The sequence below is a fragment of the Brachybacterium sp. 107 genome, assembly GCF_052379725.1.
In the GTDB taxonomy this organism is placed as follows: Bacteria; Actinomycetota; Actinomycetes; order Actinomycetales; family Dermabacteraceae; genus Brachybacterium.
Window position 1 is genome coordinate 338,027 of the sequence record NZ_JBQSYW010000003.1, and the last position, 18,343, is coordinate 356,369.

The following is an 18,343-nucleotide window of genomic DNA, read 5'->3' on the forward strand; positions in this document are numbered from 1 at the left end:
GTCCTCTCCCGGCAGGGACCTCCGGCGGAACGATGAAGGGAAGGGACCGATGAGTGCAGTCGGCGAACTGACACAGATGGTGTCGAATCGCAAGAAGGGCGGTGCGAAGGAGAAGCACCCCGACAACAAGTCGGCGCTGGTGTTCATGCTGCCGTGGCTGGTGGGGCTGCTGGGCATCACGCTGATCCCGATGGTCGCGTCGTTCGTGCTCGCGTTCACCGACTACAGCCTGCTGGCCCCGCCCGAGTTCGTAGGACTCGACAACATCAAGGAGATGATCGGCGACACCCGCCTGCACAACTCGCTGGTGGTCACCTTCATCTACGTGTTCGTGGGGACCCCGCTGCAGCTGGTCATGGCGCTGCTGCTCGCGGTGGTGCTGAACCAGGGCATCAAGGGTCTGGCGTTCTACCGCTCGATCTTCTACCTGCCGTCCCTGCTGGGCGGCTCGGTGGCCATCGCGATCCTGTGGCGCCAGATGTTCGGTGCGAACGGCCTGATCAACCAGGTCGCCGGGATGTTCGGCCTCACGGATCTGCCGGGCTGGGTGTCGAACCCCGACACCGCGCTGGGCACGATCATCCTGCTGCACGTGTGGACCTTCGGTTCACCGATGATCATCTTCCTCGCGGGCCTGCGACAGATCCCCGAGATGTACTACGAGGCGGCGTCCGTCGACGGTGCCTCGAAGGTCGCGCAGTTCTTCAAGATCACGATCCCGCTGCTCACGCCGATCATCTTCTTCAACGTGGTGCTGCAGGTCATCAACGCGTTCCAGTCGTTCACGCAGGCGTTCGTGGTCTCGGGCGGCACCGGCGGGCCGTCGGACTCCACGATGTTCTACACGCTGTACCTCTACCAGAAGGGCTTCACCCAGTTCGACATGGGCTATGCCTCCGCGATGGCGTGGCTGCTGCTGATCATCGTCGCGATCTTCACCGCCATCAACTTCTTCGTCTCCAAGTTCTGGGTGTTCTACGATGACTGATCTGCAGAGCCGACCGACCTCCGCCGAGGCCCCGGGCACCGACACCGCGGCGCCGACGCCCCGCCCCCGCCGCAATCACCTCGTGCGCCGCGGCGTGCGCCACGCGATCATGATCGTCGCGTCGATCGTGATGATCTATCCGCTGCTGTGGATGGTGGTCTCCTCGTTGCGACCCAACGACGAGATCTTCCGCAACCCCGGCATCTTCCCGATCAGCCTGGACTTCTCGAACTACGTGCGCGGCTGGGAATCCCTCGCACAGCCGTTCTCGCACTACCTGATCAACTCGACGCTGCTGGTGCTGGGCTGCGTGATCGGCAACCTCATCGCCTGCTCGCTGACGGCCTACGCCTTCGCGAGGCTGAAGTTCTGGGGCCGCAACATCGCCTTCGCGATCATGCTCATGACGCTGATGCTGCCGATCCACGTGGTGATCGTGCCGCAGTACATCATGTTCAGCCAGACGGGCTGGGTGAACACGATGCTCCCGTTGATCCTGCCGAAGTTCCTGGCCACCGACGCCTTCTTCGTGTTCCTCATGGTCCAGTTCATCCGCGGCATCCCCCGGGAGCTCGACGAGGCCGCTCGCATCGACGGCTGCGGCCACTTCCGGATCTTCTTCCAGGTGATCCTGCCGCTCATGCTGCCGGCGCTCGCGACCACGACGATCTTCACCTTCATGTGGATGTGGAACGACTTCTTCGGCTCCCTCATCTACCTGACCACGCCGGACAACTTCACCGTGCCGCTCGCGCTGAAGTCGTTCCTGGACACCCAGGGGTCCTCCGACTGGGGCGCCATGTTCGCCATGTCGGTCGTCTCCCTGATCCCGCTGTTCCTCGTGTTCCTGTTCGGTCAGCGATTCCTCGTCAAGGGCTTCGCGACCACCGGCATCAAGTAGCCGCCGAGCAGCAGCCGAGGCACCACCGAGCAGCCATCGGGTGGGCCGACGGGGTTCCGACCCCGTCGGCCGCCCCGTCGGCCGCCCGGTCGCCGCACCCCGCTCCACCCGCTCGACCACCCCCAACCAGGAGAGTCATGCCCACCCGCTATGCCCTGATCGGTTCCGGACACCGCGCCCAGCTGTACCTCGACGCGATCGCCGGCCCCCATGCCGACGTCGCCGAGCTGGTGGCTCTGCTGGACGTGAATCCGGCCCGTCGCGAGTTCCACCGCGACCGCGTCCCGGCCTTCGCCGAGGTGGTCCTCGCCGGGCCCGAGCAGCTCGAGGACGTCATCCGCGAGCAGAAGGTGGACCGCGTGATCGTCACCAGCGTGGACCGCCTCCACGCTGAGCACGTGGTGCGCTCGCTCGAGGCGGGGGCCGACGTCATCGTCGAGAAGCCCCTGACCATCGACGCCCCGTCGGCCCGCGCGATCCAGGACGCCATCGATCGCACCGGACGCAGCGTGGTGGTGACCTTCAACTACCGCTACAGCCCGCGCAACACCGCGCTCAAGCAGGTCATCGCCTCCGGCGAGATCGGTGACGTGGTCTCCGTGACCTTCGAGTGGGTGCTGGACACCCAGCACGGCGCGGACTACTTCCGCCGCTGGCACCGCGACAAGACCAACAGCGGCGGCCTGTTCATCCACAAGGCCGCGCACCACTTCGACCTCGTGAACTGGTGGATCGCCGACACCCCCGCGCGGGTCTACGCCCGCGGCGGCCTGCGCTTCTACGGGCAGGACAACGCCGCCGCCCGCGGCCGGGCACCCCTGCCCGAGCGCGGCACCCATGACGGCGCGCACGATCCCTTCGAGCTGGACCTGCGCTCCGACGAACGCCTCGAGGCGCTCTACCTCCGCGCCGAGCAGCACGACGGCTACCAGCGCGATCGCTCCGTGTTCGACGCCGGGATCACCACCGAGGACAACCTCACCGCGATCGTCGACTACGTCGGCGGGCCCGTGCTCACCTACGCCCTGAGCGCCCACAGCCCGTGGGAGGGCTACCGGGTGGCGATCAACGGCACCGCCGGCCGCGCCGAGCTCGAGGTGATCGAGCGCGCGGAGGTGATCGTCGAGGAGGAGGACGGTCATGCCCACGTCGACCCCAGCGCCGTCGCGGTGACCGCGCCCGACGCCGGGGTGCGCGAGCGCGGGGAGCGCCTCGTGGTGCAGAAGCACTTCGAGCCCGCCCGTGAGGTGGCGATCCCCGAGGGCGTGGGCGGCCACGGCGGCGGCGACGCCCTGCTGCTGCGCGACGTCTTCGTGGGCCCCGCGCAGGACGAGCTGGGACGACCCTCCGATCACCGCGACGGGCTGCGCGCGATCAGCGTGGGCATCTGCGGCAACGAATCGCTCGCCACGGGTCTGCCGATCGACGTCAGGGAGTTCCTGGGCCTGGACCTCTCGCGCCGCGACACCGTGGAGGCCGCCCGATGACTACGAGTCCCGTGAGCACCACGACGCCCACCGGCCCGGCCCGGATCGCGCTGATCGGCACGCACGGCTTCGGTGCCGTGCACCTGCGCACCCTCGCCCGGCTCGAGGGAGCCGGCATCGCCCGCCTGGTGGGTGTCGTCGATGTGGCAGAGCCGCCCGAGGAGCTGCGCGCGATCCATCACCGCTCGCTCGCCGATCTGCTCTCCGCGACGCCCGCCGAGGACCGGCCCGAGATCGTCATCATCGCGACCCCGATCGACACCCATGTGCCGCTCGCGACCGAGGCGCTCGCCGCCGGGCTCGACGTCTACCTCGAGAAGCCTCCGGTGCCGGCTCTCGCAGATCACTGGAGCCTGCTCGAGGCGGCCGACGCCGCTGGGCGCTCCGTGCAGGTCGGCTTCCAAGCGCGCGGCGGGGCGGGCGTGGACGTGCTGCGCGAAGAGGTCGCGACCGGTGCTCTCGGACGGGTCGACACCGTGCGAGCGTATGGGGCCTGGCAGCGGGACCGCGCGTACTACAACCGCTCGGCCTGGGCAGGCAGGCGCCGCCTGAACGGCCGACGGGTGGCCGACGGGGTCGCCACGAACCCGCTCGCCCATTCCGTGCACGCGGCCCTGGTCATCGCCGGGATCCAGGAGGTCTCCGACATCGCGCGGGTGACGACCGAGCTGCGCCGGGCCCACGACATCGAGGCCGACGACACGACCTTCCTGCGCATCGACCCCACGGGGGAGGGCCCCTCGGTGGTCTGCGCGCTGACGACCACGGCGCCCGCGCAGAGTCCGCCGTGGGTCGAGATCGTCGGGACCGACGGCACCCACCGGCTGCAGTACACCGACGACACCTCCCGGCGCACGCGGGGCGCTGGGGGAGAGACGGAGAGAAGGGCCGACGGAAGAGCTGCGGAGCTCTCCCACCAGCGCCTCGACCTGCTGGAGAACCTCATCGACCATGTCCGCGAGCGCAGCGTCGCGCTGATCTCGCCGCTGAGCTCGACCGGGGCGTTCAGCGCCGTGCTCGAGGCGATCCAGTCCGCGCCCGACCCCGCCCCGGTCGCCGATGCGGCGGTCGACTGGCAGGGTGAGGGGGACGCCGCGCATCCCGTGGTCGAGGACATCGAGCAGACGCTGCACGCCGCGCTCGCCGAGGGGCGTCCCTTCAGCGAGCTCGGGGTGTCGTGGGCGCGGGAGGATGCCGTGCATATCTGGACGCCGCCGCACCGCTGAGTCGTCACAGCGCAGCTGCAGTCGCCCGGGAGGCAGCACCGAGGTCGCTGCTCCGACGGATCCGGGATCTTCGCACCACACCCAGAGGTGACCACGATGACCAGACCGACCATCGATGATGTCCGGACAGGGTTCACGGAGCCCGATCCGGCGGCGCGCCCCCTGATGCGCTGGTGGTGGTTCGGCCCTGACGTCGAGGAGGCCGAGATCGATCGCGAGCTGCGCGCGATGGCCGACGCCGGCCTCGGCGGAGCGGAGCTCGCCTTCGTCTACCCGCTGCGGGAGGGATCGCCGCGGTTCCTCTCCGACGGGCTGCTCGCGCAGGTGCGCCACGCCGCGGAGACCGCGCGTGATCTCGGACTGCGCCTGGACGTGACGCTCACCAGCGGCTGGTCCTACGGCGGCTCCCACATCGGGCCGGAGCACGCCTCCCGCACCCTGCACTGGGACCGACGGGACATCTCGCCCGAGCCCTTCGACGTGACGGTGACCAGTCCCTGGCCCGGGGACGAGCTCGTCGCCGCGTTCGTCGGCGAGGGATTCCCGCCGGATGACTGGACCCCGCTGCCCCTCGGCGAGGTGCTGCACGTCCCGGCCGGCCGCGGACCTCGCACGGTGCTGCTGGCCTGGTCCCGGGTGACCGGCCAGCAGGTCAAGCGGGCCTCCGCCGGCGCGGAAGGACCCGTGCTCGACCACTACTCGGCCGAGGCCGCCCGCCATCACCTCGACATGGTGGGCGGGGCGCTGCTCGAGGCGGTCCCCGCCGAGCTGCTCGGCTCCGTGTTCTGCGACAGCCTCGAGGTGTACGGGGCGGATTGGACGCCGGACCTCCCGCAGGAGTTCGCGCGTCGTCGCGGCTACGACCCGCTGCCGCTGCTGCACCGGCTCCACGTCGACGAGGACGGATCGGCCGCCTTCCGGATCGACATGGGCCGCACCCTCACCGAGCTCGTCGAGGAGAACTTCGTGGCGGTCTGCCGCGAGTGGGCCCGTGACCGGGGGATCCCCTTCCGCCTCCAGGGCTACGGCCAGCCTCCGGTGACGCTCAGCTCTCAGCTCGGAGCCGACCTCATCGAGGGCGAGGGCTGGGGCTGGACGGGGCTGCCGCAGACCCGCTGGGCCTCCTCCGCGGCGCACCTGGACGGCCGTGACCTGGTCTCCAGCGAGATCTGGACCTGGGTGCACTCGCCCTCCTTCCGCGCCACCCCGCTGGATCTCAAAGGCGAGGCGCACGAGCATCTCCTGCTGGGAATCAACCAGTTCGTGGGCCACGGCTGGCCGTACTCCCCGCCCGAGGCGCCCGGGATGGGATGGATGTTCTACGCCGCCGGGGCGCTGGACGACCGCAACCCCTGGTGGCCCGCGATGCCCGAGCTGACCCGTTACCTGACCCGCCTCTCCTGGCTCCTGCGGCAGGGGAAACCGGTGGCCGACGTGAAGATCTACCTGCCCACGAGCGATCTGTACGCCGCCCACGGCGAGGGCTTCGACCTCTGGCGAGCCTGCCGCGACCACATCGGGCCGGAGATCCCGGCCGCGATCCGGCGTGCCGGCTACGACCTCGATCTGGTCGACGACCAGGCGCTCGACATGCTCGAGGCGCGCAGCGCCTCCGTCGTGGTGCTGCCGCGGGTCACTCGGCTCCCACAGCCCGCACGCGCGTGGCTCGACGCGGTCCGGGAGGCCGGCGGCACCGTCATCGCCGTCGACTCGCCCGCCTACCCCGAGGGGATCGCGGCCGACGCGGCGAGCCTCCCCGAGGTGCTCGCGAGGAGTCTGGCCCCTGACATGGCCCTGGAGGGCGGCGGAGGGGAGATCGGCGTCGTCCATCGACGGCTGGCCGACGGGGACGTCTACTTCGTGGCCAACACCGGGCCGCAGGTGCGCACGGTCGGCCTGACCCCGCGCATCCGCCGGGCCCGCTGCGAGCAGTGGGATCCCCGGAACCCCGGGGCTGGGACCACGACGCACCAGGGCGGCGTGGCCACGGTGACGCTGCATCCCGACGAGGCGACCGTGCTCGTGGCCTCCGGGGAAGTGGTGTCCGAAGCGGTCGTCCCTGAAGCGGTCGTCTCCGAAGCGGTCGTCTCCGAGACGGTGGTGCCGGATCCGGATCGTGGCACGTCGGGTGCGGGGCGCGAGAGCGCTCGCCCGGATGCCCTCCGCCTCGACGGTCCCTGGAGGTTCACGCCCAGAGTCGGCCGGGGAGTCGGCCGGGGAGTGGGCCTGGGTGAGGGCTTGGGGGCGGGCTCGGGGGAGGAGCCCGTCGAGGTCCAACTCCCGCACCGCTGGGGGACCGAGCCGCCGCTGGTGTCCGGGACGTACGAGACCACGGTGGTCGTGGAGCCCGGCTGGTGCGACGACGCCTCCGCTCTGGTGCTCGACCTCGGTCCGAGCCGGATCCTGGAGAACTCGACTCGGCAGGCGGCGAGCTATCGCGTGCTCCTGGCACCGCCCGTGCGCGAGATCGCGGTGGTCTCGGTCGACGGCAGAGAGGCCGGGGTCATCTGGGATGCACCCCATCGGCTCGACCTCACCGACGTCCTGCGCCCCGGGGAGAACACGCTGCGGCTGGAGGTGCACGGCACCGCCGCACCGCTCGTGGCCGCCGATCCGTCTGCCGCAGGGATCGTCGCCGCGAGCCGCGATGAGTACGGCAGGCGGTTCGACCAGCAGGATCTCGACCTCGCGCTGGACCAGGTGGACCTGGGTCTGCAGGCGGTACCGGTGCTGCACCGTCTGGCGCGGGGACCACGGCACCGTCTGGCGCAGGGGACACGTCGCTGAGCACTCGGGCCGATCATCCCGCCTGAACGCACTCTCTGAACGCACTCTCTGAACGCACACTCTGAACGAGCTCTCGGGACGAACTCACTGCACAAACTCGCTGACCAGGAGCGACCTCTCCCTCCCTGCCCGGCGCCGCGCCGCCCGTCGGCCGAGCAGCGTGCGCGCGTGGTGCGGCCGTGGCGGCGGACGGGCGGGGCTCCGCGGTGAGCACAGCCGCCGCTCCGAGCCCGGGAGGGGCTGGGCGACGGAATTATGAATGCCCCCTGCAGAAATACCAGATTGTGACCGTGTCCCTCTGTGGGAGCAGTCACAATGTGGTTAGAGTTTCGCATCGAGCACCGTCGCTTGACCGAGGAGAGCAATGACCGCTGATGTATCGACGCCGGGGGCCCCGCCGGGGCTTCGTCCCCTCGCGCGCCCCAAGGCGCCGCTGGGGCATCGGATCTACCATTCGTTCGTCCTGCGGCGCCTGGTGCGCTCGGTCTTCGTGATCTGGGTGGTCGCCTCCGGCGTGTTCCTCATGGTGCGCCTGCTCCCGGGCAACCCTGTGGACGTCTATGTCAACCAGCAGATCGCCCTGTACGGCAAGAGCTACGAGCAGGCGGCCGCCGAGGCGCAGAACTACTTCCGCTTCGACCCGGCGACCCCGCTGTGGCGCCAGTACCTCGACTACCTGGGCGGCCTGCTGCAGGGCGACCTGGGCACGTCGATCAAGACCCCCGGCATCACGGTGACCGAGAAGATCGCCCAGTACCTCCCGTGGACCCTCTACAGCGTGGGCCTGGCCCTGCTGATCTCCATCACGGTGGGCCTGATCCTGGGCATGATCATGGCGTACCGCCGTGGCGGGATCATCGACCACGCCGTCTCCATCATCGGCAGCGGCTTCCACGCGATCCCCAACTACCTGCTCGCGATCCTCATCGTGGTCGTCGGCGCCGTCCAGCTCGGAGTCATCGACTACACCCGGATGCGCGGCAACGTCTCCCCGGGGGTGGATCCGGAGCTCTCCCTCCGGTTCCTCTCCGACATCGGCTATCACGCGACGCTGCCGATGATCACGTACATCCTCACCACCGTGGGGACCTGGGCGCTGATCATGAAGGCCTCGACCACCCAGGTGCTGGGGGAGGACTACGTGACCGTCGCGAAGGCGCGCGGTCTGAAGGAATCCCGCATCCAGACCAACTACGTCGGCCGCAACGCCCTCCTGCCGCTGATCGCCCAGATCGCCACCCAGGCCGGCTTCATCGTCGGCGGCGCGATCTTCGTCGAGCAGACGTTCTCGTACCGGGGCATCGGCCTGCTGCTGTTCGAGTCGATCAACACCCGCGACTATCCGACCATCCAGGGGGTGCTGCTGGTCGTGACCATCACCGTCGTGCTCGCGAACCTCGCCGCGGACCTCATCAACGCCGCGCTGGACCCGCGGATCCGGCTCGGCGAAGGAGGCGCGGCATGAGCGCCTCGGCACCGCCCGTCACCACCGAGCCGGGGATCCCGATCCCCGGCAAGGCCGCCGGGGTCAGCCCCCTGCGTCGACTGTTCAACGAGCTCACCCGCAGCACGTCCGGCTTCATCGGGCTCTGCCTGGTGGTCGCGATCCTGCTGGTCTCCCTGGTGGGACCCCTGATCCTCGGCACCCAGATCATCGGAGATCCGGCCCGCGCCTGGGAGGCCCCCAGCGGCAGCCACTGGCTGGGCCTCGAGGGCAGCGGCAAGGACACCCTCCACCTGCTCGTCACCGGCGGCACCACCGTGCTGATGGTCGGCTTCCTCGCGGCGACGATCACCACCGTGATCGCCGTGGCGATCGGCTCGCTGGCCGGCTACTTCGGCGGCCGCTTCGATGCGCTCATGCTCCAGCTGACCGACGTCGTGATGACCGTGCCGCAGATCGTGCTGCTGGCCGTGGTCGGCGCGTTCTACAAGCTCGATTCGCCCGCGCTGCTCGCCGTGATCATCGGCATCCTGAGCTGGCCGGTGCTGATGCGCTCGATCCGCGCCCAGGTGCTCTCCCTCAAGGAGCGCGAGTTCGTCGAGGCGGCGCAGCTGCTCGACGTGGGCTGGGTGCGCATCGTGTTCGGGGAGATCGTCCCCAACATGGCCAGCTACATCCTGATCAACTTCATCATCGCGGTCACCAACGCGATCTACGCGATGGTGGGCCTGTACCTGCTGGGCCTCGCCCCGCAGAAGGGCAGCAACTGGGGAATCATGATCAACGACGCGTGGACCAAGGGCGCGATGTTCAACCCCGACGCGATGCCGTACATCATCGCCCCGGTCACGATGATCGTGCTGCTCCAGCTGGGCCTGATCCTCCTGACCCGCACCCTCGAAGAGATCCTCAACCCCCGACTGAGGGACCGCTGATGACCGACTCCACGACACCCCCGACCGGCTCGCAGACCACGGCCGCTGCCGGCGCCCCCGAGCCCGTGCTCGCGGTGCGCGACCTCGAGGTCGCCTATCGCACCGGCAAGAACTCCCGCGTGCGGGCGCTGCGCGGGGTCAGCTTCGACCTGTACCCCGAGAGCTCCCTCGCCCTGGTCGGCGAATCCGGCAGCGGCAAGACGACGCTCGGCCTCGCCCTGCTGCGCCTGCTGCCCACCCTCGGTGAGATCAGCAGCGGATCCGTCCAGTTCACCGGCGAGGACGGCCGGCAGCGCGAGGTCACCACGATGAGCCAGGCGCAGCTGCGCCGGTGGCGCTGGTCCGAGGCCGCCATGGTGTTCCAGGGGGCGCAGAACGCCTTCAACCCGGTGCTCACCATCGGCCAGCAGATGGCCGACACGCTCAAGGATCACGCCCACGGGAGGATCGGCCGACGGGAGATCCTCGAGCGCTCCGCCGAGGCTCTCCGCTCCGTGCGGCTGGAGCCCCGACGCGTGCTGGGCAGCTACCCGCACGAGCTCTCCGGCGGCATGAAGCAGCGTGCGCTGATCGCCACCGGGCTGCTCCTGCACCCGCGTCTGCTGGTGCTGGACGAGCCGACCACGGCGCTGGACATCCTCACCCAGCGCACCGTGATCGACCTGCTCGCGGAGCTGCGCGAGGAGTTCAAGTTCGCGATGATCTTCATCTCGCACGACCTCGCGCTCGCCGCCGAGCTCGCCGACCGGGTGGTGACGATGTATGCCGGGAAGGTCATCGAGACCGGCGCCACGCAGGACATCTTCACCGCGCCCAAGCACCCGTACACGTCCAAGCTGATCAACGCGGTGCCGCCCGTGACCGGCGACCTGCCGGAGCTGGCGTCCATCCCCGGCTCCCCGCCGTCGCTCGCGACGCTGCCTCCCGGCTGCGCCTTCGCCCCGCGGTGCGAGCTCGCGACCGACGAGTGCCGGGCCGTCGAGCCCGAGCTGATCACGCTGACCGAGCGGCCGCAGGACATGACCCATGCCGCGGCCTGCATCCACCACGACCAGGTCCACCACGAACGGAAGGTGATCGCGCGTGCCTGAGACCACCCCCGATTCCTCGGCCCAGCATCCGGCGTCGGCCCAGCCCGCTGTCCCGCTCATCGAGCTCGACGGCGCCTCGCAGGTGTTCCACGTCAAGGGCAAGGACCTTCCCGCCGTCTCGGACGTGTCCCTGAGCGTCGGCCCGGGCGAGGTGCTGTGCCTGGTCGGCGAGTCCGGCAGCGGGAAGACCACCACAGCCCGGCTCGCCGCGGGTCTGGCCTCCCCGACTTCCGGGACGGTCCGCTACGAGGGCAAGGACCTCTCGACGATGACCCGGGCGGAGCGCCGCGAGTACCGGCGCGCCGTGCAGTACATCCACCAGGATCCCTATGCCTCGCTGAACCCGATCCGTTCCGTGCGCAGCACGCTCGCGATCCCGCTGAAGAAGCACGGCCTCGCGCGGGGCGCCGCCGCGATCGATGAGCGGGTGGACGAGCTGCTGACGACCGTGGACCTCACCCCGCCGGGCAGCTACAGCGAGAAGTTCCCGCACCAGATGTCCGGTGGGCAGCGCCAGCGCGTCGCCGTCGCCCGCGGGCTGACCCTCTCGCCGCGGCTGCTGATCGCGGACGAGTCGACCTCGATGCTCGACGTGTCGATCCGCGTGAGCCTGCTGAACATGCTCACCAAGCTCCGCAAGGAGGAGGGCGTCGGCTTCATCTACATCACCCACGACCTGGCGCTCGCGAAGTACTTCGCGTGGGAAGGCCGGACCGCGGTGATGTACCTGGGCAAGATCGTCGAGGTGGGACCCACCCAGCAGGTCATCAACAACCCGCAGCACCCGTACACCAAGGCGCTGCTCGAAGCGGTCCCCGAGCCCGATCCGGAGCTGGCCGCACAGAAGAAGTCCGGCGGTGGCCTGATCAGCGCCGAGATCCCGAGCCTGTCCGACCTGCCCAGCGGATGCACCTTCCATCCGCGCTGCCCCCTCGCCCAGGACCGCTGCCGCGAGAACGTCCCCGTGCTCGAGCCCGTTCCCGGGGCGACCGTCCAGGACGTCGCCTGCATGGTGGTGACGGACCCCCGGCCGGAGTCTCCGGTCGGGGCGGCGAGCGGAGGCTCGCCGGGGAGCGCCGCGGGTGGCTCGGGGAGCGCTCCGGGCGGCACGGGGAATGCCCCGGGGCGTGCGGCGGGCGGCGCAGCCGGCGGGGGTGGCGTCCCGTGATCGACACCGCGACCCGCGCCCTGCTGTCCCTCGGGTGCTTCGTGGGGGTCGGCTCGGCCCTCATGATCCCTCTGACCGCTCCGGGCACCGGCGAGAGGGTCGTCAGCCTCCTCGCGCTCGTGCTCGGCCTCGGCATCGTCGTGGGCTCCGTGGCCGCACGACTCCTCACAGACCGACGACGGCATCGCGACGAAGCGATGTCCGACCTCAACGACGACGTTGTCGTCACAACCAAGGAGAACTCATGAGCATGAACTGGAGTCGACGCGACCTGTTCAAGGCGGTCGGACTGACCAGCGTGGCCGGTGCGGGCATGGTCGCCTGTGCCCCCGCGGAGCCCGAGGGTGGCGGCGGCGGAGGCGAGGGCGGCGGCGCCAGCGCATTCCACGGCGCCTGGCCGTACCTGCCGCCGCCGGAGGGCCACTTCAACTTCGCCGCCCAGCCGTACGCGGGCGTCCCCACTGCGACGATCGGTGACGGCCTGTACCGCGATCTGCTGATCCCGCCGTCGGCCCTGTGGCTGTGGGCGGACAAGAAGTGGGAGTACCTGCTGGCGGAGTCGCATGAGCTCGACATCGATGCCGGCACCCTCACGCTGAAGATCAAGCCGGACCTGACCTGGAGCGACGGCTCGGCGCTGACGTCCCAGGACTATCTCACCTCCTTCTACCTCCAGTTCATCCAGCGCGCGGCCTCGTGGGAGTTCATCAAGGGCCTCGAGGCTCCCGATGACCTGACCGTCGTGGTGAGCTTCGAGAACCCGCCCGCGGTGCTCGAGCGCTACGTGCTCAAGAGCAACATCGTCTCCACCGCGCAGTACGGCGAGTTCGCCGACCGTGCGAAGGCGGTCATCGATGCCGGCGGCACGATGGACGAGGGCGACGGCGCGAAGCTCGGCACCGACTTCCAGACCTTCAAGCCCGACACCGTCGTGGTCTCCGGTCCGTACGACTTCGACTACGACACGATCACCAACACGCAGCTGACGCTGGTGCGGAACAAGACCGGCTACGGAGCGGACAAGGTCACCTTCGACAGCGTCGTGCTCTACAACGGCGAGACCACCGAGATCACCTCGCTCGTGCAGTCCGGGGACGTCGACTATGCGACGCACGGCTTCGCCCCCGCCTCGGAGAAGCCCTTCGAGTCGGCCGGCTACACGATCCTGCGCCCGCCGGTGTACTCGGGTCCCGCCCTGTACCTCAACCAGGACAAGTTCCCCGAGTTCGCCGATGTGCGCACCCGCAAGGCCTTCGCCTACATGATCGACCGGGCCACCAATGGGCAGATCTCGCTCGCGGAGTCCGGCAAGGCCGTGGTCAACATGGTCGGCTTCTCGGACAACTTCGTCGACGAGTGGCTGACCGACGAGGTCAAGGGCAAGATCGACACCTACGATCAGGATCTCGACAAGGCCACCTCGCTCCTCGAGGAGGCGGGCTGGAAGAAGGACGGCGACGCCTGGAAGACCCCCGAGGGGAAGGTCGCAGAGTACGAGATCCAGTTCCCGCAGACCTATGCCGACTGGTCGGCCTCGGGCAAGAACCTCGCCGAGCAGTTCGTGGCCTTCGGCATCTCGGTCACGGCTCGCGGTCTGGACGACAAGCAGGCCCCGATCGACATCGACAAGGGTGACTTCGAGATGGCGATGCAGGCCTGGGGCTCGTCGGCCCACCCGCACCCGCACTTCTCCTTCGTGACGGACCTGTTCGTGCACAACATCCCGATCGCGAAGAACCAGGGCGGCAAGGGCTACGGCTTCCCGCTGCAGGACGTGAAGACCTCCGCGGGCACGGTCGACCTCGAGAAGATCGTCGCCGAGTCCGGCGAGGGTCTGGACATCGAGGAGCAGAAGAAGAACGTCTCCGTGGCGGCGCTGGCGTTCAACGAGCTCCTGCCGATCATCCCGATCTTCGAGCGCTACGGGAACAACCCCGCGCTCGAGGGCGTGCGGGTGCAGGGCTTCCCGAAGGAGGGCGACCCGATCCTGGAGAACGCCCCCTATGCGGACAACTTCGTGGTGCTGAAGATGTTCCGCGGCGAGATCACCCCCGTCGAGAGCTGACCAAGGCCGGCCCGGGCTGGCCGGGGCTGGCCGGGGCTGGCCGGGGCTGGCCGGGGCTGGCCGGGGCTGACCTGGGCTGACCTGGGCTGACCTGGGCTGACCGAGGCTGACCGAGGCTGACCGAGGCTGGCCTGGGCTGGCCAGGGTTCGCCGGGGGTGGCCCAGGCCACCGTCAGCGGCGGTTACTTCGCAGTTATGAGCGGCTCACTTCCAAATGTGGAAGTGAGCCGCTCATAACTGTCTGGTAAGGCTTGGGCTTGGGCTTGGGCTTGGGCTTGGGCTTGGGCTTGGGCTTGGGCAGGGCAGGGCGTGCTAGGCCAGGCCAGGCCGGGCAAGACCAGGCCAGGGCAGGGCGTGCCAGGTAAGACCAGGGCAGGGCAGGCCGGGGCGGGGGTCAGGGCAGGGTCGTGGTCCTGGGGGCAGTCGTGGGTGGGTCAGCCCTCGGGCTGCATGCCGGTGAGGATCTCGAGCATCTCGTCGGCCACGTCGGAGGCGGAGCGCTTCTCGAACAGGGCCTCCTCGGCGAGACGGGTGTACTCGTCACCGAAGCCGACGCCGCTGGCCGGGGTCACCACGGGAGGCTTCACGACCTCCTTCTGCATCATCTGCGCGAAGTCCAGCGAGACCAGCTCGTTCTCGCTGAGCAGCGGTCGCACGGCCTCCTGGATCTCGGGGAAGGCGGGAATGCCGCGCTCGATCTTCAGCACCTCGGCGGCGCCCTTGTCGGTGAGCAGGAAGTTCGTGAGGTCCGCGGCGGCGCCCGCGTCGGCGGCCTTGGCCCCGATCGACCAGTACATCGACGCCTTGTTCACCATGTTCGCTTCGCCGCTGGTGCGTGCGGGCATGCGCAGCAGCTGCAGGGGATCGCCGGAGGAGTCCTGGAAGGTGAGGATCTGCGAGCTCGGGACCTGCTGGAACGCGCACTTGCCGGTCGCGAACAGGCTCTGCTCGAGGCTGGCCGAGGAGTTCTCGATCTGAGCCCCCGCCTCGAGGGCGGCGCCCGAGGTGCTGAGAGCGAGGCTGTACTCCAGCAGCGACACGATCGTGTCCTTGGAGACGAGCTCCTCGTCCTCCCGCGGGAAGAGCTGCTCGTTGTCCGTCTGCCGCGCCCAGGCGGCCAGGTCCCCGGAGCCGAGGCCGAATCCACTGGTCCCGAACTCGCCCTCCCCGGAGGACTTCCCCCACTCGGAGAGCTCCTGGCACAGGGCCTGGAAGTCCTCCCAGGTCCAGGTGGTGTCGTCGGGCAGGTCGATCCCGGCGGCCTCGAGCACGGTGGGGTTCATGCCGGTGGCGTAGAGGTTGAAGCCGTTCGGGGCACCCACGAGAGTGCCGTCGGAGAGCCGGCCGGTCTCCAGGATCGCCTCGTCCATCGCCGAGAGGTCCAGGGAGTCCGAGACCGACTCGAGGTCGAGCAGCGAGCCCTTGGAGCCGTACGAATCGATATAGGCCTCGTCCATCTGGATCACGTCGGGGCTCGCGCCGCCCGCGGTCTGGGTGGCGAGCTTGTCCCAGTAGCCCGACCACTCGCTGTACTCCGGCTTGATCGTGAGGTCCGCGTGGTCGGCGGTGTACATGTCCAGCACCTTCTGGGTGAGGCCCGCGCGCAGGTCGCCGCCCCACCAGTACACCCGCAGCCCGTCGTCGGAGGAGGCCGCGTTGGGTCCGCAGGAGGCGAGCGCGGGAGCCGCGCCGGCGGCGGCCAGGAGGGTGAGGGCGTGGCGACGAGAGAACATGCGTGCTCCTGCAGGGAGAGAGACGGTGGCGGAGGGGCCGACGGGATGACGAGCCGACGGGGTGGGGGCCGACGACATGGCGAGCCGACGAGGTCGAGCATCGCTGCTCACGTGGGAAGAGGTGTCGGGTCGGCGCCGAGGAGAACAGTCTCCCCGGCACCGACCCGAGTGGTCAAGCGCTTACCAGTGCGTGATCATGACCGCATCGTGTCCCGTCAGGCCAGGGTGACCCGCTCCCCGGTGCCGGTGACCTCCTGCTGCGTGCCGTCGGGCAGGACCACCAGGGCGCCGACGCCTGCGGGGATCGTCGCCGCGAGCGCGAAGCCGCCGTCGGCCGGGACGGACCACTCCACCTCGATGCGACCGACCGCCGAGTCGAACGCGCCCTTCGCCCAGTCGATGCCCGGGCCGGGTGTGGGCTGGATGAGGATCCGGCGGTAGCCCGGCTCGGCGGCGCGGATGCCGAGCACGACCTGGTAGATCCAGTCCGCCACCGCGCCCAGGGCGTAGTGGTTGAAGCTCGTCATCTCGCCGGGGTTGATGGAGCCGTCGGGCAGCATCGAGTCCCAGCGCTCCCAGATGGTCGTCGCGCCCATCGAGACGGGGTAGAGCCAGGACGGGTTCGAATCCTCGAGCAGCAGCCTGTAGGCATCCTCGATGTGACCGGTCTCGGAGAGCGCCCAGGTGATGAACGGGGTGCCGGCGAAGCCGGTGGAGACCTGATAGCCGGCCTCGCGCACGAGCTCGGCGAGGCGCTCGGCGGACTTCGGTCGCGTGGCGTCGTCGAGCAGGTCGAAGGCGATCGCGAGCGCGTAGACGGTGCCGCAATCCGACACGATCCGCCCGTCGGCCTGCACATACGCCTGCGTGAAGGCCGCGAGCGTGCGGTCGGCGAGATCCTGCCAGCGCTGTGCGTCGGCCTCCTCGCCGATCAGGCCCGCGGTCTCGGCGGCGAAGCGGGCCGAACGGACCAGGCAGGCGGTCGCGACCACGCCCTTGTCGGCCTTCGCGGCGGCCGCATCCTCCGGCGGGGCGTCGGGATCCAGCCAGTCACCGAACTGGAAGCCGGTGTCCCACAGGCCGCTGGGGGAGAGCGCGCGCTCGACGGACTCGAGGTGGAGCACCATCCCCGGGTACTCGGCGCGCAGGCGCTCGAGGTCGCCGTAGGCGTTCCACAGGGCCTCGGCGACCCACACCGCGGCGTCGCCCCAGATGGCCGTCGGGGTCTCGGTGGGACGATCGGCGATCGGGTCGCTGCCCTGGGAGCGGAGCTTGAGGCTGTCGGGGACCACGAACGGGACGAAGTGCAGAGGCGGCAGGTTCGCCTCGGCCTGCACGTCGATCAGCCAGTTGTGGAGGAAGTCGGAGACGTCGAACTGGTAGGTCGCGGTCGCGGCGAAGGCGGCGATGTCGCCGGTCCAGCCCAGGCGCTCGTCGCGCTGCGGGCAGTCGGTCGGGACCGCGAGGAAGTTGCCGCGCTGGCTCCAGATCGAGTTGCTGATCAGCTGGTTCACCCCGTCGTGCGAGGACTCGAACCAGCCGGTGCGCGGGATGTCGGAGTGGACGACGACCGCCTCGACGTCCTCGGCCGTGAGCTCGCCCGGCCAGCCGGTGACCTCCGCATAGCGGAAGCCGTGGAAGGTGAAGGTGGGCTCGAAGACGTCGCCGGCCGGATCCCCGGACAGCACCAGACGGTCGGTGGCCTTCGCCGAGCGCAGCGGGCGGGTGCCCAGCTCCTCGTGCTCGAGCACCTCGGCGTGGCGCAGGGTGATCTCGGTGCCCTCGGGTCCGGTGACGGTGAACCGCAGCCAGCCCACGAGGTTCTGCCCGAAGTCCAGCAGCGTCTTCCCCGACGGGGACGTCCAGATCTTCTCCGGCCGGCGGCTCTCGTGGCGGGTGATCAGCGGCGAGGCCTGCTCGATGAGCGTGTCGCGGTCGAGCTCCGCGGCGCGCACCGGGCGGGGATCGCCGGCAGGGAGCCGACGGTCCTCGTGCTGGCCGTCGTAGATGGTGGCGAAGGTGATCGGGGAGTCGGTCGCGGTCCAGCTCTCATCGGTGAGGACCTGCTGGGTGGAGCCGTCGGCGTAGGTGATGACCAGGGCGGCGAGGAAGGCGTTCTCGTCCCCGTAGTTGGATGCGGCGTCGCCGAAGCCGAAGTCGCCGTTCCACCAGCCGCGGCCCAGGAGGACGGACAGCTCGACCTGGCCGTCACCGGCGCGGACCTGCTCGGTGACGTCGAAGCGCTGCACCTGGAGCCGGGACTCGTAGACGGTCCACCCCGGGTTGAGCACCGTGTCGGTGGCGGGGGAGCTGTTGAGGGTGGCCTCGTAGATGCCGTGCGCGGTGGCGAGGAGCTCGGCGCTCGTGATGGTCGAGGCGGGCTGCGTGAGCTCCGCCCGGGTGGACAGGATCGGGGCGCGGCCGTCAGTCGGGTCGGCGGTGATCGGGAGCGCGTCGGCGAGGAGCGTCAGCGGGGCGGGGGCGGGGGCGGAAGTGCTGGTGCTGGTCATGAAGGGGT

At 69.7% G+C, this 18,343-nt stretch carries 13 protein-coding genes; 11 read left to right on the plus strand and 2 right to left on the minus strand.

Annotated features, from left to right (window positions below; translation table 11 throughout):
• The first annotated feature begins 49 nt into the window (after window positions 1–49).
• From ACT3UL_RS06380 to ACT3UL_RS06430, 11 genes are all read left to right on the plus strand, one after another.
• Window positions 50–988 carry a carbohydrate ABC transporter permease gene (locus tag ACT3UL_RS06380; protein WP_441462698.1) on the plus strand — a complete coding sequence of 313 codons (939 nt, stop codon included), beginning with the start codon at window positions 50–52 and terminating at the stop codon, window positions 986–988.
• A complete protein-coding gene (locus ACT3UL_RS06385) occupies window positions 981–1,889 on the plus strand; it encodes a carbohydrate ABC transporter permease (protein WP_444577287.1) in 909 nt (302 codons plus the stop codon). Before ACT3UL_RS06380 ends, ACT3UL_RS06385 begins: the two co-directional genes overlap by 8 nt.
• 137 nt (window positions 1,890–2,026) lie before the next feature.
• Window positions 2,027–3,376: a Gfo/Idh/MocA family protein gene (locus ACT3UL_RS06390; RefSeq protein WP_444577288.1), complete on the plus strand. Its 1,350-nt coding sequence runs from the start codon at window positions 2,027–2,029 to the stop codon at window positions 3,374–3,376.
• Window positions 3,373–4,602: a Gfo/Idh/MocA family protein gene (locus ACT3UL_RS06395; RefSeq protein ID WP_444577289.1), complete on the plus strand. Its 1,230-nt coding sequence runs from the start codon at window positions 3,373–3,375 to the stop codon at window positions 4,600–4,602. The genes ACT3UL_RS06390 and ACT3UL_RS06395 overlap by 4 nt, the downstream gene beginning before the upstream one ends.
• Before the next feature lie 96 nt (window positions 4,603–4,698).
• A complete protein-coding gene (locus tag ACT3UL_RS06400; RefSeq protein WP_444577290.1) occupies window positions 4,699–7,389 on the plus strand; it encodes a glycosyl hydrolase in 2,691 nt (896 codons plus the stop codon).
• A gap of 364 nt (window positions 7,390–7,753) precedes the next feature.
• Entirely contained in the window at window positions 7,754–8,854 is a 1,101-nt protein-coding gene (locus tag ACT3UL_RS06405; protein ID WP_444577291.1) for an ABC transporter permease, read from the plus strand.
• The gene (locus ACT3UL_RS06410; protein WP_444577292.1) at window positions 8,851–9,768 is read left to right on the plus strand and encodes an ABC transporter permease; all 918 of its coding nucleotides are present in this window, start codon (window positions 8,851–8,853) and stop codon (window positions 9,766–9,768) included. Before ACT3UL_RS06405 ends, ACT3UL_RS06410 begins: the two co-directional genes overlap by 4 nt.
• Entirely contained in the window at window positions 9,768–10,859 is a 1,092-nt protein-coding gene (locus ACT3UL_RS06415) for an ABC transporter ATP-binding protein (protein WP_444577293.1), read from the plus strand. The genes ACT3UL_RS06410 and ACT3UL_RS06415 overlap by 1 nt, the downstream gene beginning before the upstream one ends.
• Window positions 10,852–12,027: an ABC transporter ATP-binding protein gene (locus tag ACT3UL_RS06420; protein ID WP_444577294.1), complete on the plus strand. Its 1,176-nt coding sequence runs from the start codon at window positions 10,852–10,854 to the stop codon at window positions 12,025–12,027. Before ACT3UL_RS06415 ends, ACT3UL_RS06420 begins: the two co-directional genes overlap by 8 nt.
• Window positions 12,024–12,275, plus strand: a complete 252-nt coding sequence (locus ACT3UL_RS06425) for a hypothetical protein (RefSeq protein ID WP_343924780.1) — start codon at window positions 12,024–12,026, stop codon at window positions 12,273–12,275. Before ACT3UL_RS06420 ends, ACT3UL_RS06425 begins: the two co-directional genes overlap by 4 nt.
• Window positions 12,272–14,092: an ABC transporter substrate-binding protein gene (locus tag ACT3UL_RS06430; protein ID WP_444577295.1), complete on the plus strand. Its 1,821-nt coding sequence runs from the start codon at window positions 12,272–12,274 to the stop codon at window positions 14,090–14,092. Before ACT3UL_RS06425 ends, ACT3UL_RS06430 begins: the two co-directional genes overlap by 4 nt.
• 434 nt (window positions 14,093–14,526) lie before the next feature.
• On the opposite strand, the gene ACT3UL_RS06435 is transcribed toward ACT3UL_RS06430, so the two are convergent.
• Both ACT3UL_RS06435 and ACT3UL_RS06440 read right to left on the minus strand, forming a co-directional pair.
• Window positions 14,527–15,825, minus strand: coding sequence for an ABC transporter substrate-binding protein (locus ACT3UL_RS06435; RefSeq protein ID WP_444577296.1), 1,299 nt, complete (start codon window positions 15,823–15,825; stop codon window positions 14,527–14,529).
• 215 nt (window positions 15,826–16,040) lie between these two features.
• A complete protein-coding gene (locus ACT3UL_RS06440) occupies window positions 16,041–18,335 on the minus strand; it encodes a family 78 glycoside hydrolase catalytic domain (RefSeq protein ID WP_444577297.1) in 2,295 nt (764 codons plus the stop codon).
• Window positions 18,336–18,343 lie beyond the last annotated feature (8 nt).

Excerpts from the sequence above, each read along its gene's own strand:
- ACT3UL_RS06380 (WP_441462698.1), top strand. The coding sequence starts at position 50 with ATGAGTGCAGTCGGCGAACTGACACAGATGGTGTCGAATCGCAAGAAG.
- ACT3UL_RS06385 (WP_444577287.1), top strand. The coding sequence starts at position 981 with ATGACTGATCTGCAGAGCCGACCGACCTCCGCCGAGGCCCCGGGCACC.
- ACT3UL_RS06390 (WP_444577288.1), top strand. The coding sequence starts at position 2,027 with ATGCCCACCCGCTATGCCCTGATCGGTTCCGGACACCGCGCCCAGCTG.
- ACT3UL_RS06395 (WP_444577289.1), top strand. The coding sequence starts at position 3,373 with ATGACTACGAGTCCCGTGAGCACCACGACGCCCACCGGCCCGGCCCGG.
- ACT3UL_RS06400 (WP_444577290.1), top strand. The coding sequence starts at position 4,699 with ATGACCAGACCGACCATCGATGATGTCCGGACAGGGTTCACGGAGCCC.
- ACT3UL_RS06405 (WP_444577291.1), top strand. The coding sequence starts at position 7,754 with ATGACCGCTGATGTATCGACGCCGGGGGCCCCGCCGGGGCTTCGTCCC.
- ACT3UL_RS06410 (WP_444577292.1), top strand. The coding sequence starts at position 8,851 with ATGAGCGCCTCGGCACCGCCCGTCACCACCGAGCCGGGGATCCCGATC.
- ACT3UL_RS06415 (WP_444577293.1), top strand. The coding sequence starts at position 9,768 with ATGACCGACTCCACGACACCCCCGACCGGCTCGCAGACCACGGCCGCT.
- ACT3UL_RS06430 (WP_444577295.1), top strand. The coding sequence starts at position 12,272 with ATGAGCATGAACTGGAGTCGACGCGACCTGTTCAAGGCGGTCGGACTG.
- ACT3UL_RS06435 (WP_444577296.1), bottom strand. The coding sequence starts at position 15,825 with ATGTTCTCTCGTCGCCACGCCCTCACCCTCCTGGCCGCCGCCGGCGCG.
- ACT3UL_RS06440 (WP_444577297.1), bottom strand. The coding sequence starts at position 18,335 with ATGACCAGCACCAGCACTTCCGCCCCCGCCCCCGCCCCGCTGACGCTC.